Source organism: Bradyrhizobium sp. CER78 (genome assembly GCF_029846235.1).
Classification (GTDB): Bacteria; Pseudomonadota; Alphaproteobacteria; order Rhizobiales; family Xanthobacteraceae; genus Bradyrhizobium.
The window spans coordinates 158,206-171,535 of the sequence record NZ_JARVWP010000008.1 but is presented as its reverse complement, the minus strand read 5'-3'; the positions used below and the strand labels follow the sequence as shown (position 1 = coordinate 171,535).

Sequence of the window (13,330 nt, the reverse complement as noted above, 5' to 3'; positions counted from 1 at the left end):
GATCGGATCAGTTGGCGGCCGGCGCCTTGCGCGCGAACGCGAAGCGAAGATACCGCTCGAGCGACAGGCCCTCGGGCGTCCGCTTGTCCTCGACGAGCCGGGCGAAGGCCTGGCGCACCAGGCTGCGCTCGGCTGGAGGGAAGGCTTCGAGAAAGTTTCCGAAGGCGCTTGCTTCCGACCAGCGCAGCAGCGAATCGGCATCGTCATGGATGTCGACCAGCGCGCGCAGCTCGCTGCGGTAACCAGTGAAGCCGTTGGCTGCGAACAGTGCCGCAAGCTCTTCGTCGGTCGATCCGAGCACGGGATTGGAATCCTGACGGCGATCGCCAAGACCTGCTTCGGCGATTGCCTGGCTGAGCAGCACGCGGGATTGATGCGGCCGGGATGGATCCTGCACGTTCAGTCCAAGGCGGCCGCCCGGCTTGAGCACCCGGTGAATTTCCCGCAGGGCGCCGTCCTTGTCGGCAATCCAGTGAAACACGCTGTTGAGATAGACCGCGTCGAACTGGGCGTCGGCGAAGCGCGAGAGATCCTCCGCACGGCCGGTGTCGAACTGGAGATTGTCCGCCTGCCGCAGCCGCGCGATCTCGATGCGGCCGGCAAGCGGATCGATGCCGATCACGCGGCCGTCCGGGCCGACCAGGCCGGCGACGAATTCCGCGAGCCTTCCGGTGCCGGTTCCGATATCGAGCACATGCTCGCCGGACCGGATCGCCAGCGGCCCGATCAGGAACTTGCCGTGCCGGAACTGAACCAGTCCTGCTTCGTCATAAGAGCGGGCGAGCTCCGGCGTGTCGTGCTCAAGGCTGATGGCGCCTGCGGATTGCGGCATTCGATCCGTCCATTTGCTTCACGGCAACGCGCCGACCTTCGACGCGAGCATTGCCAAGAACTCTACGTCGGCGCCGGTGAAATGAATTTGCGTTGTTGCGCGAACGCCGAGCATGAACCTTATGGGGAGGTTGCCGATCGGAGACGAGTGCGCTCGCGATGACGGCCAAAGCCGGGGCGTGAGGCCGCTTCGCATGTTGATTGCTCGATTTTGCGCGTTGCAAAGCGCGCGAGATGGTCGAGCGGATCACGATCATCGCAAATTTTCCCGCAGGTGTGCCGCCGACGAAGCGAACATTGCTCGCCGTCGAAAACAAAGCTGGATTCGTTTCATTGACTGAACGTCGATCGCTTTTACGATTTGCAACGTCAAAACGAGGTTCTGCACCATGCCGCAATCCGAACCCGACGGCGTTGCCCGCGAGGCGCTTCGCCTGATCGGTCCCGATCCACAAAACTGGGTCCCCGAGCGCGCAGGGATCGATCACAACGTGGTCGTGGTTGGCGGCGGGCAATCCGGCTCCGCCTTTGCCTTTGCGCTTCGGCGCGCCGGGATCGGCAAGGTCTCGGTGATCGATGCCGCGGCTGACGGCGCCAAAGCGGGTGTGTGGTTGACCAGCGCGCGGATGCACAAGCTGCGGACGCCGAAGGGGTTGCCGGGACCGGAGCTCGGCTTGCCGGGGCTCGGCTTCCAGGCCTGGTATGAAGCGCGCCATGGCGCGGCCGCCTATGACGCGCTCGATCGCATCCCGCGGCTCGATTGGGCGGCCTATCTCGACTGGTATCGCAAGGTCACGGGCCTTGCCGTTCGCTACAGCACGCGATTGGTCCGCATCGAACCGGCGGACGGGCATTTGCGACTGCATCTGGAGCGGAACGGCAAGGCTGTTATCGAGACCACGCGGAAGCTGGTGCTCGCCACCGGCTTTGCCGGAAGCGGCGGCGCGTCGGTGCCGGAGGTCTTGCAAGGCCTGCCGAAGCGGTTCTATGTGCATACTTCCGAGGCAATCGACTTCAGGAGCCTGCGCGGCCGCTCCGTCGCCGTGATCGGGAGCGCCGCATCGGCGTTCGATGCCGCGGCGGTCGCGCTCGAGGCCGGCGCGCGCGATGTCCATCTGTTCGCGCGGCGCGAGTCCTTGGCCGCATTGCCGGTGATCCGGATCCGCGGCTATCCGGGTGCCTATGACAATTACGGCGCGCTCCCGGACGCGGTGCGTTGGCAGCAGGCAATCCGCTTCCGGCTAGCCGGCTCGACCCCGCCGCCGGATGCGATCTCGCGCGCGGTGTCCTTCCCCAATTTCCATCTGCACCTCGGGGCGCCCTGGACCTCGGCACGATTGCAGGGCGTACGTCCGGTCGCGGAAACGCCGCATGGCGAATTCGGCTTCGACTTTGCGATCGCGGGCACCGGCTATGCCGTGAGCCTCGGCGCGCAGGCCGAGCTGCGGGATTTTGCAGACGAAATCCTGTTGTGGCGGGATCGTTTTGCGCCGCCCGCGGACCAGCGCGACGAGACGCTGGCGGCCTATCCGTATCTCGGGTCGGGGCATGAATATCTGGAGAAGGTGCCGGGCCGCGCGCCGTATCTCAGGGATATCCACGTCTTCAATCCGGCGGCCTTCGTCAGCTTTGGCCTGCCGGTCGGAGACGTGCCGAGCTTCAAGCGCGATATTCCGGCGATCGTGGCGCGGATCAGCCGCGATCTGTTCCTGGCGGATCTCGCCTCCCATGAAGCGCGCATCAACGGAGCGATTGCGGAGGATTTTGCGCCGGAGCTGTACGCATCGGCGATCTGGCGACCGCCGGAGCATGTTGCGGCCGAGTAGGGCGCACGCACAGGAATAATGTCATCAACCTCCGCCGTCGTTCACGCGACCGGCGCATGGCGGAGCCTTGTCCAGGGGATCGCAAGGGTGAGAACAGGACCATGAGCAACACCACGACGATCGACAACGTCATTCCGCGCGCAGACATCGTCAAGCGCGCGGCCCGGCTTGGTGCCGAGATCAGGAACGTCAAACTATCGGGTGACCTCTCAGATGAAGTCATTCGCGCCATCAACCAGGTGCTGCTCGAGCACAAGGTGATCTTCTTCCGCGGCCAGCAGCATCTCGACGACGCCGAGCAGGAGCGCTTTGCGGTGCGGCTCGGCAAGCTCGTGCCGCATCCGACGATCGCCGCGATCAAGGGAACGTCGTCGATCCTGGAACTGGATTCGGGCCGCGGCGGTGGCCGGGCCGACCAGTGGCACACCGACGTGACGTTCGTCGACGCCTATCCGAAAATCTCAGTGCTGCGTGGCGTGGTGATTCCGCCCTATGGCGGCGATACCGTGTGGTCGAACACGGCGGCCGCCTATCTGGATCTGCCGTCGCCACTGCGCAAGCTCGCTGACGAGCTCTGGGCGGTGCATAGCAACGCCTATGACTACGCCGTGAAGTCGCGCGCGACCGAGGCGGACAGGAAGCATTTCGACGAGGTGTTCACCGGCACGATCTACGAGACCGAGCATCCGGTGGTGCGGGTCCATCCCGAGACCGGCGAGCGTACGCTGGTGCTCGGCAATTTCGTGCAGCGTTTCGTCGGCTTGCCAAAGTATGACGGCCAAAAGCTGTTCGACCTGTTCCAGTCGCACATTGCCGCACCCGAGAACACCGTGCGCTGGAACTGGCAGACCGGGGACGTCGCGATCTGGGACAATCGCGCCACCCAGCATTACGCCGTCAACGACTATGGCGACCAGCATCGCGTGGTGCGCCGCGCCACCATCGGCGGCGAGGTGCCGGTCAGCATCGACGGCCGGCACAGCGTGACGCGGATCAAGTCGCCGAAACCGCAGGCCGCGAAGGCCGCCTGAGCATTTCAGCGATTGGAGCAACAGATGAACGCCATCATTCGATTTGTTCGCGCGCGGCGCGCCGCCGCGCGCCGGGCTGCGCGCCTCCTGCTCGCAGGAGCCTTCGCGTTGGGCCTCGTCGCGCCCGCCGTCGCCGAGCCCCCGCTCGAGAAGACTGAGATCCGCTATCAGGGCTGGGCCGGGCAGGTGACGTTCACCGAGCTCGCGGAAGACCTCGGCTATCTCGCGCCGCTCAAGCTCAAATGGGTCGGCAACACCATCAGCGGTCCGCAGGACATCCAGACTGTGGTCACCGGTGATACCGATATCGGCGGCGCCTTTTACGGCGCGATCCTCAAGCTGATCGCGGCGAGGGCGCCGATCAAGGCCGTGGTCGGCTACTACGGTTCCGACGCCAACACCTATTACGGCTACTTTGTGAAGGACGATAGCCCGATCAAGGGCGCGCGCGACCTGATGGGCAAGAAGGTCGCCGTGAACACGCTCGGCGCCCATCTGGAATTCGTGCTGCGCGAATATCTCGCGCGCAACGGGCTCAGCGCCGGCGAGGCCAGGCAGGTGACGCTGGTGGCGATCCCGCCGGTCTCGGGCGAGCAGGCGTTGCGGCAGGGCCAGGTCGAGGTCAGCGCACTCAGCGGCGTGCTGCGCGACAAGGCGCTGGAACGCGGCGGGATCCGTTCGCTGTTCAACGATACCGATCTGTTCGGCCAGTTCACCGGCGGCGCGTATGTGCTGCGGGACAGGTTTATCAAGGACAATCCCAATGCCGCGCGCAGGCTGGTCGAGGGCATCTCGCGCGCAATCCAGTGGGCGCAGACCACACCGCCGGAAGAAGTGCGGGCGCGCTTTGACAAGATCATCGCCGAGCGCAAGCGCAACGAGGATGCGTCCTCCATCAAATATTGGAAGAGCACCGGCGTTGCGTCCAAGGGCGGGGTGATTTCGGATGCCGAACTGCAGGTCTGGATCGACTGGCTGGTGAAGGACGGTTTGCTCAAGCCGGGTCAGATCAAGGCCGCGGACGCCTACACCAACGAATTCAACTATTTCCGTCCCGGCAAGACTGCGGAGGCACGATGAGCGCGGTCAAGATCCGCTTCGAGCAGGTCCGCAAGGAGTTCATCACGCGCGGTGAGGGCGGCCGTCCGGCGGGGCGCTTCACGGCGCTCGAGGACATCACGCTCGACGTTCGTTCCGGCGAGTTCCTGGCGCTGGTCGGCCCAAGCGGCTGCGGAAAATCGACCCTGCTCGATCTGCTCGGCGGCCTGACGACACCGACCAGCGGCCGCATCCTGCTCGATGGTCGCCCGATCTCCAGGCCAGGTCGCGATCGCGGAATCGTGTTCCAGCAATATGCGCTGTTTCCCTGGCGCACCGCTGCGCAGAATGTCGAGTTCGGGCTCGACATCGCTGGCCTTAAGGCCGGGCAGCGGCGCGAGATTGCGGAGCACTTCCTCGACCTGGTCGGCCTGTCCGGCTTTTCAGATCGCTATCCGCACGAACTCTCCGGCGGCATGAAGCAGCGCGTCGCGATCGCGCGCAGCCTCGCCTACGATCCGGAAGTGCTGCTGATGGACGAGCCGTTCGCGGCGCTCGACGCCCAGACGCGCGAGACGCTGCAGGGCGAACTGCTGCGGATCTGGCGCGCGACCGGCAAGACCATCGTCTTCATCACCCACGGCATCGACGAGGCGGTCGTGCTGGGGCAGCGGGTCGCGGTGATGACGTCGCGCCCCGGCCGGATCAAGCAGGTCATCGATATCCCCGGAGTGCTGCGCAGCGAGGCCGAGGACATCAGGGCGTTGCCGGAATTCGGCGAGGTGCGCCACGAGGTCTGGAGCCTGCTGCGCGAAGAGGTGCAGAAGGCGCAACAACTGGCGGGCGGCGTCGCCGCGCGTCGCCTCGACCGTGAAGTAAAAGAGGTGGCCCATGTCTAGCCTTGAGATATCGCCATTGCTGGGGCCGGCGCGTGAGCGGCGCGAGCCGCGATCCGGTGCGGGGAGACCCGCGCCGGCTCTGGATGGGCTCCGCGCCACGCTACGGGGATTGGCTGGCTTCGGCCGCCGCTCGCTGCTGGTGGTTGCATTGCTTGCACTGTGGGAGGCGGCGCCGAGGCTCGGGCTGATCGATCCGGTATTCCTGCCCCCGTTCTCGGAGGTGATCTCCGCCGGCTGGCAGCTCGCACAGACCGGCGAGCTCTATGACGACGTATCGGCCAGCCTGCTGCGCGCGCTGAGCGGGTTTCTGGTCTCGGTTGTCGTGATCGTCCCGCTCGGCCTCGCGGTCGGGTGGTATGCCCGGTTGGGTGATCTGCTGAACCAGTTCATCGAGATTTGCCGCAATACCGCGCCGCTGGCGCTGCTGCCGGTGTTCATCCTGCTGCTCGGGATCGGCGAGCTCTCCAAGATCACGATGGTGATCTACAGCTGTGCGTGGCCGCTGCTGCTCAACACCATCGCGGCGGTGAAGCAGGTCGATCCGCTCCTGATCAAGTCGGCGCGAACGATGGGTGCGACACCGCAACAATTGTTTCGCAAGGTGATCCTGCCGGCGGCGCTTCCCACCATCTTCGTCGGCATTCGTCTCGCCAGCGCTTCGGCGATGCTGGTGCTGGTTGCGTCCGAAATGGTCGGCGCCAAGGCGGGTCTTGGCTATCTCATCATCAACAGCCAGTACAGCTTCCTGATCCCGCAGATGTATTTCGGCATCCTCGGGATCACCGTGATCGGCCTCGTGTTCAACGCCGTGCTCGAGGCGCTGGAGCGGCGTTTCATGCGATGGAAGCCGGCGGCGTAAACGCCGGCCTAGGCTCCCGCCGGCGTATTCCGGACGCTGGCCTGAGTGACCACACTGTTCGGCGGCACGTCCTTGGTCAGCCAGACATTGCCGCCGATGGTGGAGCCTCGGCCGATCGTGATGCGGCCGAGGATGGTGGCGCCGGCGTAGATGACGACGTCATCCTCCACGATCGGATGGCGGGCGTCGCCCTTGATGACGCTGCCTTCGTCGTCGGTCGGAAAATGCCGCGCGCCGAGCGTGACGGCCTGATAGATCCGGACATGGTTGCCGATGATGGCGGTTTCCCCGATCACGACGCCGGTGCCATGATCGATGAAGAAGCCGGAGCCGACGCTGGCGCCTGGATGGATGTCGATTCCGGTTCGCGCATGAGCGATCTCGGACATCAGGCGGGCGATCAGCCGGGCGCCGAGACGATACAGGAGATGCGCGAGGCGATGATGGATGACCGCGGTCATGCCGGGATAGCCGATCAGGATTTCAGGAAAGTTCCGTGCGGCGGGATCACCGACGAAGGCCGCCCGCAAATCACTGATGAGAAGCCCGCGGACTGACGGCAGCTGGGAGGCGAATGCACGCGTCAGCTCGACCGCCTCCTCTCGTTCGAAGCCGGGCTCGAGCTCATCGCCGACGAACAGCGCTCCGCGGTGAATCTGGGCGCTGAGCGAATCCAGCGCGATGCTCAGCCTGTTGCCGACGAAATAGTCGATGTTCTCGCCGTCGAGGTCCGACTGCCCGTAGTGCCGCGGAAATAGCGCCTCGGTGAGGCCGTCGAGGATCGCATCGAGCGTATCGCGCGATGGCGCGCGCCGGGCCTCGCCGTCCTGCCGGATGCTGTGGGTCTCTTCCCGGGAGACCCGCAGTTCGGCAACGATGCGGTCGAGCTGCCAGCGGCCGGGCGGCCTTCCTGCCGTGCCGACCGATGATGCGGGCGATTGTGGCGGCGTTTCGCGTTTCATGGGCTGCTCCCGGTCCTATCGGACGTGCGCAAGGGGGATGCTGACCTCGGCCAGAAGATCGAGATCGGTCTCGTGATCGATCTGGACATACTGTCCGTTCCAGTAGGTGAGGCCGGACAGCCGGTGCGACAGCTCCATGCTGGCGAGGCGGCCCACGATGATGGCGTGGGAATGCCGCTCGATGATTTCCTCGACCTGGCATTCGACCATTGCCAGCGAGCGTTCGAGCAACGGCACGCCCGACGAGCCACGGGTCCAGGCGATGCCCTCGAAGCGCTCGCGGCCCTTCAGGCGGCCATTGCTGAAGCGCTCCGCCAGCGCCTGCTGGTCGGAGCCGAGGATATTGACGCCGAACACCCGGTGGCGGGCGATCTGGGCAAAGGACGACGCCTGCCGATTGATGTTGACCAGGACCCGCGGCGGTGCGGCGCTGAGTGACGTCAGCGAGGTCACCGTCATGCCGGTGATGTCTTCGCCCAGGCCCGCGGTGATCACGCAGACGCCGCCGGCGAGGCGGCGCATGACGAGACGGAACTGGCGCTCGATCTCGTCATTTGCATCGACGAGATGGATATCCGGCTTGCTCATCGAGTGTCTCCCTCTTCCTGCCTCGCCGGACCAGATGCTTCGATCAGAAGAAGCCCTTCGCCGGTAGCGGCGTGCCGCTGATCTCGTATTGCCCGATCGAGCGCGTCTTGAAGACGTTCGGATTGTGCGAGGCCAGGGTGCGCGCATTGCGCCAGTGACGGTCGAAGTTGGTCGCCTTCTTGGTGGCGGAGGCGCCGCCGACGTCGAATAGTAGGCTGCCGCTCCGGATCGCGAACTCGTCAGCGACGATCTTGGCCTTTGCGGACAGCAACGCCGCCCGGTGCGCGGCGTCGGCGGCGCTGGCATCGCCGGCGTCGAACGCATCGGTCGCAATGTCGAGGGCATCGGCCGCCGCCAGCACCACCGTTTCGGCTGCGAATGCGCCGCTCGCGATCTGGCCGACGGTCTGTTGCAGCAGCGGGTCGTCGGCAGGAATCTCGCTCGGGGCGTAGTAGAAGGTCCGCTTGCGGGATCGGACCAGCGCCGTTGCGTCACGCAGGATCGCGCGAGATATGCCGGCGTTGATGGCGGTGAGGAACAGTTGCGCAAACGTGTTGGAGTAGGGGATGCCGTAGCCGGCGTCGGGTGCGTCGAACACCACCTCCTGGCGCTTGACGCGGACATTGCGGAAATGGCTGGTGCCGGTCGCGGTCAGGCGCTGGCCGAGGCCGTCCCAGTCGTCGACCAGCTCGATGCCTTCGCGATTGACGGGAATCAGGACAGCCGCATTGGTGGCCGAGGCATCTGCTGTCCGCACCAGCACATAGTCGGAGTAGAGCGTGCCGGTGCTGTAATATTTGGTGCCGTTGAGCAGATAGTCGTCGCCGTCGGCCGTCAGCGTCGTGTTCGGCGTGACGTTGCCGACCTTCGGCGTATCGAGCTCGGTGGCCGCAAGGCCGATGATGGCGCCGGCTGCGACGGCCTCTTGCCATTGCCAGTGCTGGGCGTCCTGCGGCCGACGCACCAGCCGCTCCACGACGCTGAAGTGGTTGCGCAGGATGTGCGCGACATTCGCATCGGCCTCGCCGAGACGGATCACGAGTTCGAACAGCGCGCGGATCGATGCGCCTCCGCCTCCGACCTCGGTCGGAAGCCGCAGCGCGCCGAGCCGCGCCTTGCGGATGAGATCGATCTCAGCAAAGGGCAAAACGCGCTCGCGCTCGCGATCGCTGGCCCCCTCAGCAATGCGGTTCAACAGTGCGTCGATGTCAGGCGATTGGCTGTGAAGAGGATCGGACGAGGCCAGCGCGGTGGCTGGGACAGGCTTGTTCATTGGTTTCACCCGGAGTTGGTTGATCAGAGCTGCGCGAGATGGTCGGTAACCTTGATCGGCTCGGGCAGCACCTTGCGAGCCTCCAGCCAATCGGCCGCCTTCTGCAGCTCGGACAGGAAGTTCTCGTCATTGACCGGGAAGTAACGATACTTGCGGTCCAGTGCGATGAACTGGTCGCGCACCTGGTCGCTGTATTTGCCGGCCTTCTGCGCGATGTATTCAGCGTCCTTGCCGTTCTCTGAAATCCACTTTCCCTCGGCGCGGAAAGCGTCGTTGACGGCGCGCACCAGCGCGGGATTCTCGGTCGCGAACTTCCTCGTGGTCAAATACGACGTGTAGTCGATCTGGAAATCCAGATCGCGACCCTCGAGAAAGATGTCGTGCGCCTTGTAGTCGAGCCGGGCGATGTCGACGCCGGGGCTCCACATCGACCAGGCGTCGACCTTGCCGGACGCCAGCGCCGGCGCGGCATCCGGCGGATTGAGGTAGACGAACTTCACCGCGGAGCGGTCGACCTTGTGCTTCTCGAGCGCGGCAACGAGCAGGAACTCGCCGAGGCCGGAGCGGTTCACCGCAACCGATTTGCCGACGAGGTCCTCGATCCTGGTGATGCCGGAATCGTCCTTGGCGATGATCGCCGTGGTGCGCGGTTCGTAGACCACGAATTGGGTAAAGACGAGCGGCGAGCCTGCGATGATCGCCGCGAGCGCCGGCGTCGTGCTGCCGCCGAAGCTGAAATCGGCGCTGCCGCCGGTCACCGCCTGCAATGTCGGGGCATGGTTGGGAAACGGACCCAGCCATTCGACCTTGATGTCGTCCTTGGCCAGCAGCTTCTCGAATGCTCCGCGCTCCTTGGCGATCAGATTGAGGCCACTGAGGCCCCAGGTGAGGCGGACGGTATCGGTAACGCGGTCGGTTGCCGACTGCGCGATGTCCGGGAAGTTGAAGCCAGCGATGGCGCCGATGCCGAACGCGGCGCCGCCGAGGAAGCCGCGGCGGGAGGGTTTTGCGATTGAACGAGACATGAAGCTTGTCCTTGAAATTATCAGGCAGCAGGAGCGGGATGCGTGGCGCCGACGCCGAGCTCGGCGAGCAGCTCGGTACGGGCGATCGATGCTCCGCCGCGACCACGCGTGCGATGCTCGAAGGCGATCCGGCCGTCGCGCATCACCAGGATGCGGTCGGCCAGCGCGATCGCCTCGTCGACATCATGGGTGACCAGGAACACGCCGGGCCGATGGGTGGCGACGAGCTCGCGGACGAGGTCGTGCATGCGGATGCGTGTCAGCGCGTCGAGCGCGGCGAAGGGTTCGTCGAGCAGCAGGAGTTCAGGCTCCTGCACCAGCGCGCGCGCCAGGGCCACGCGCTGTGCCTGCCCTCCGGACAGGTTCCGTGGCCAGTCGTCGAGCCGGTCGCCGAGGCCGACTTCAGCGAGTGCCGTTGCGGCGCGATCACGCGGATTGCCGACCTGCAAGCCAAGCGAGACGTTGCGCCACAGGCTGTCCCATGGCAGCAGGCGATGTTCCTGGAACACGACCGCGGGCCGCCGGGGCGCTGCGATGCGTCCGCCGTCGACCGGGTCGAGCCCGGCGAGCGCGCGCAGCAGCGTGGTCTTGCCGCAACCGCTCTCGCCGAGCAGGGCGACGAACTCGCCGCGCTCGATGCGCAGATTGAGGTTTTCGATCACGACGCGATTGCCATAGGCGCGCCGGAGGTTGGTCACCATCACTGCGGGCGAGACCGCGGTAAGGGCGGGGACGACGTGCAGGGTCATCGCGCGCTCCCGTAGTTCGGATGCCAGGCCAACAGCCGTCGCTCGAGGCTGCGCGCGATGCCGTCCGCCGCAACACCGATCAGCGCGTAGATCACGATCGTTAGCACGATTACATCGGTGCGCAGGAACTCGCGCGCATCCATCGCAAGGAAACCGATCCCGGATTGGGCGCCGATGGTTTCAGCGACCACCAGTGCCAGCCACGCAGTAGCGAGCGCATAGCGCACGCCGGTCAGGATCGAGGGCAATGCGCCCGGCAGGACGATCCGGCGGATCAACTCCAGCGTGCCGAGGCCCTGGACCCGGCCGAGCTCGACCAGCTTCGGATCGACCTGCCGGATTCCCAGCGTGGTGTTGATGTAGATCGGAAAGGTGACGCCGAGCGCCACGAGAAAGATCTTTTCGGCCTCACCGACGCCGAGCCAGACGATCACCAGCGGCAGTGCGGCGAGGAACGGAATGGCGCGGATCATCTGGACGCTGCGGTCGATCGCGGCCTCGGCGATCCGCGAGAAGCCGACCAGGGTGCCGAGCACGAAACCGACGCCGCCACCGATCGCGAAACCGGCGACGGCACGCAGCAGGCTGACGCCGAGATCGTTCAGCAGGCTTCCCGAGGTCGTCAGCCTGAATGCCGTCCCGATGACCTTGCTCGGCGCCGGCAGCACCTGCGGTGACAGCCATCCGCCCCGTGCCAGGAGTTCCCAGACCACAAGCAGGATGGCCGGCGCCAGCCACGACAGAAGCTGCAAGCCGCGCCGACCAATCTCGAGCCTGCGCCTTGGAATATGTGCGGCGGTCGTGTCGCCGCGCGGTGCGGCGTCGAACGCAACTGGTGACGCCGTCTGCTCGAGATTGCTCAAGGTAATCTGTCCTGCGTCATCCTGCGTGCTCTTCTGTTGTCACGCAGTTCTTCGCTCGCGCGACGGACGCTGTCGCATCGCGTTGCGTGACGTGTTGTCTACATGCCGCAAACTGTCCCACGATTTTCTGCAGACAGAAATAGAGCGGTTTTTCAATTGTCGTACGCTCCGGAGTGTTTCTCGGTTACCCGAGCGTGGGACACGGCAAGGAATATCTTTTGATGCACGCTCGCTTGATCTCTTGTGGTTGCTGGCGCGAAAACAACGCGACAGGACGCAGGAGAGACAACAAATGACGACACGACCGCTCCGCTTTGGCATCTGGGCGCTGGTGCACGGTTCGCGCGCCGCCTATCAGGATCCCGACGAGCCTTATGATGCGTCCTGGGAACGCAATCGCGATCTCGTGCTGGCCGCCGAGCGGCTCGGCTATGATTCAACGTTGATTGCGCAGCACACGATCAATCCGCACCAGGAGGATCTCGACCAGCTCGAAGCGTGGAGCGCATCGGCGGCGCTTGCGGCGCTGACCAGCCGGATCGAGATCATCGCTGCGATCAAGCCCTATCTTTATCATCCGGTCGTGCTCGCAAAGCTCGCACTTGGCATCGAGAACATCAGCCGCGGTCGTTTTGCCATCAACCTGGTCAACGCCTGGAATAAGCCGGAGCTCGACAAGGCCGGCATCGGTTTTGCCGAGCACGATGCCCGCTATGCTTATGGGCGCGAGTGGATCACCGTGGTGTCACGTCTGATGCAGGGTGAGCGATTAACCTATAAAGGCGAACATTTCGACGTCCGCGATTATGCGCTGCGTCCGGCGAGCCTCTACCGGTCTCGGCCGTTGATTTACGTTGGTGGTGAATCGGAGCCGGCGCGTGCGCTGGTCGCGGACCACGGCGACGTCTGGTTCATCAACGGCCAGCCGCTGGACGATGTCGCTGGCCTGATCGCCGATGTCGCGGCCCGGTCACGGGCCACCACGCCACTGCGCTTCGGTCTGTCCGCCTTCGTCATCGCGCGCGAGATACAAGCCGAGGCTCAGGCGGCGTATGACCGACTGCTCGAGCTGTCGAAGAAGGATGCACCGATCAAGGCGATCCAGAAGCAGAACACCGATCCGAAGGTCGTGATGATGCAGACCATGCAGAAATCGGCGCGGGTCGGCAGCAATGGCGGAACCGCCGCGGGGCTGGTCGGCAGCTACGACGAGGTGGCGGCCCGCATCCAAGCCTTTCATGCCGCCGGCATCGAGTTGTTCATGCTGCAGTTTCAGCCTTTCGAGGCAGAGATGGAGCGCTTTGCGAGGGAGGTCATCCCGCGCGTGCGCGCATCAGCGCCGGTTGCCGCCAACGACACGCCGGTGCGGGCCGGCGTGCGCTGACG

Annotated in this window: 13 protein-coding genes; 6 read left to right on the top strand and 7 right to left on the bottom strand. The window is 65.1% G+C overall.

The genetic code is table 11. The features are described 5' to 3' along the window. Window positions 1-7: 7 nt before the first annotated feature. Window positions 8-832 carry a methyltransferase domain-containing protein gene (locus QDT69_RS19225; RefSeq protein WP_279708048.1) on the bottom strand — a complete coding sequence of 275 codons (825 nt, stop codon included), beginning with the start codon at window positions 830-832 and terminating at the stop codon, window positions 8-10. Between the two features lie 388 nt (window positions 833-1,220). Here QDT69_RS19225 and QDT69_RS19220 point away from each other — a divergent pair, with 388 nt between their 5' ends. The 5 genes from QDT69_RS19220 to QDT69_RS19200 all read left to right on the top strand — a co-directional run bounded on the left by QDT69_RS19220 (window position 1,221) and on the right by QDT69_RS19200 (window position 6,484). After that, complete coding sequence (locus QDT69_RS19220; RefSeq protein ID WP_279708047.1) at window positions 1,221-2,657, top strand: FAD-dependent oxidoreductase; 1,437 nt, start codon at window positions 1,221-1,223, stop codon at window positions 2,655-2,657. Window positions 2,658-2,758: 101 nt separating this feature from the next. Then, a complete protein-coding gene (locus QDT69_RS19215) occupies window positions 2,759-3,688 on the top strand; it encodes a TauD/TfdA family dioxygenase (RefSeq protein ID WP_279708046.1) in 930 nt (309 codons plus the stop codon). A gap of 24 nt (window positions 3,689-3,712) precedes the next feature. Beyond that, window positions 3,713-4,768, top strand: a complete 1,056-nt coding sequence (locus tag QDT69_RS19210) for an ABC transporter substrate-binding protein (protein ID WP_279708045.1) — start codon at window positions 3,713-3,715, stop codon at window positions 4,766-4,768. Continuing rightward, window positions 4,765-5,625, top strand: coding sequence for an ABC transporter ATP-binding protein (locus tag QDT69_RS19205; RefSeq protein WP_279708044.1), 861 nt, complete (start codon window positions 4,765-4,767; stop codon window positions 5,623-5,625). The genes QDT69_RS19210 and QDT69_RS19205 overlap by 4 nt, the downstream gene beginning before the upstream one ends. Then, entirely contained in the window at window positions 5,618-6,484 is an 867-nt protein-coding gene (locus QDT69_RS19200) for an ABC transporter permease (RefSeq protein WP_279708043.1), read from the top strand. Before QDT69_RS19205 ends, QDT69_RS19200 begins: the two co-directional genes overlap by 8 nt. 8 nt (window positions 6,485-6,492) lie before the next feature. Here the strand turns inward: QDT69_RS19200 and epsC are convergent, their stop codons facing one another. Genes epsC through QDT69_RS19170 form a run of 6 tightly spaced genes read right to left on the bottom strand, consistent with a single transcriptional unit; the run spans window position 6,493 to window position 11,869 of the window. After that, the gene (epsC, locus tag QDT69_RS19195) at window positions 6,493-7,446 is read right to left on the bottom strand and encodes a serine O-acetyltransferase EpsC (RefSeq protein ID WP_279708042.1); all 954 of its coding nucleotides are present in this window, start codon (window positions 7,444-7,446) and stop codon (window positions 6,493-6,495) included. Window positions 7,447-7,461: 15 nt separating this feature from the next. Then, the gene (locus QDT69_RS19190) at window positions 7,462-8,034 is read right to left on the bottom strand and encodes a flavin reductase family protein (protein WP_279708041.1); all 573 of its coding nucleotides are present in this window, start codon (window positions 8,032-8,034) and stop codon (window positions 7,462-7,464) included. 43 nt (window positions 8,035-8,077) lie between these two features. Continuing rightward, window positions 8,078-9,307, bottom strand: coding sequence for an acyl-CoA dehydrogenase family protein (locus tag QDT69_RS19185; RefSeq protein WP_279708040.1), 1,230 nt, complete (start codon window positions 9,305-9,307; stop codon window positions 8,078-8,080). Between the two features lie 23 nt (window positions 9,308-9,330). After that, window positions 9,331-10,332 carry an NrtA/SsuA/CpmA family ABC transporter substrate-binding protein gene (locus QDT69_RS19180; protein WP_279708039.1) on the bottom strand — a complete coding sequence of 334 codons (1,002 nt, stop codon included), beginning with the start codon at window positions 10,330-10,332 and terminating at the stop codon, window positions 9,331-9,333. 20 nt (window positions 10,333-10,352) lie between these two features. Beyond that, window positions 10,353-11,081 carry an ABC transporter ATP-binding protein gene (locus tag QDT69_RS19175; RefSeq protein ID WP_279708038.1) on the bottom strand — a complete coding sequence of 243 codons (729 nt, stop codon included), beginning with the start codon at window positions 11,079-11,081 and terminating at the stop codon, window positions 10,353-10,355. Beyond that, window positions 11,078-11,869, bottom strand: a complete 792-nt coding sequence (locus tag QDT69_RS19170) for an ABC transporter permease subunit (protein WP_279708225.1) — start codon at window positions 11,867-11,869, stop codon at window positions 11,078-11,080. The genes QDT69_RS19175 and QDT69_RS19170 overlap by 4 nt, the downstream gene beginning before the upstream one ends. A 367-nt stretch (window positions 11,870-12,236) precedes the next feature. On the opposite strand from QDT69_RS19170, the gene QDT69_RS19165 reads away from it, so the two are divergent. After that, on the top strand, window positions 12,237-13,328 hold the full coding sequence (locus tag QDT69_RS19165; protein ID WP_279708224.1) for an LLM class flavin-dependent oxidoreductase: 1,092 nt from the start codon (window positions 12,237-12,239) through the stop codon (window positions 13,326-13,328). The last annotated feature ends 2 nt before the right edge of the window (window positions 13,329-13,330 follow it).

Coding starts and splice junctions, on each gene's coding strand:
- QDT69_RS19200 (WP_279708043.1), top strand. CDS start 5,618: ATGTCTAGCCTTGAGATATCGCCATTGCTGGGGCCGGCGCGTGAGCGG.
- QDT69_RS19175 (WP_279708038.1), bottom strand. CDS start 11,081: ATGACCCTGCACGTCGTCCCCGCCCTTACCGCGGTCTCGCCCGCAGTG.
- QDT69_RS19220 (WP_279708047.1), top strand. CDS start 1,221: ATGCCGCAATCCGAACCCGACGGCGTTGCCCGCGAGGCGCTTCGCCTG.
- QDT69_RS19225 (WP_279708048.1), bottom strand. CDS start 832: ATGCCGCAATCCGCAGGCGCCATCAGCCTTGAGCACGACACGCCGGAG.
- QDT69_RS19190 (WP_279708041.1), bottom strand. CDS start 8,034: ATGAGCAAGCCGGATATCCATCTCGTCGATGCAAATGACGAGATCGAG.
- QDT69_RS19165 (WP_279708224.1), top strand. CDS start 12,237: ATGACGACACGACCGCTCCGCTTTGGCATCTGGGCGCTGGTGCACGGT.
- QDT69_RS19185 (WP_279708040.1), bottom strand. CDS start 9,307: ATGAACAAGCCTGTCCCAGCCACCGCGCTGGCCTCGTCCGATCCTCTT.
- QDT69_RS19215 (WP_279708046.1), top strand. CDS start 2,759: ATGAGCAACACCACGACGATCGACAACGTCATTCCGCGCGCAGACATC.
- QDT69_RS19205 (WP_279708044.1), top strand. CDS start 4,765: ATGAGCGCGGTCAAGATCCGCTTCGAGCAGGTCCGCAAGGAGTTCATC.
- QDT69_RS19210 (WP_279708045.1), top strand. CDS start 3,713: ATGAACGCCATCATTCGATTTGTTCGCGCGCGGCGCGCCGCCGCGCGC.
- epsC (WP_279708042.1), bottom strand. CDS start 7,446: ATGAAACGCGAAACGCCGCCACAATCGCCCGCATCATCGGTCGGCACG.
- QDT69_RS19180 (WP_279708039.1), bottom strand. CDS start 10,332: ATGTCTCGTTCAATCGCAAAACCCTCCCGCCGCGGCTTCCTCGGCGGC.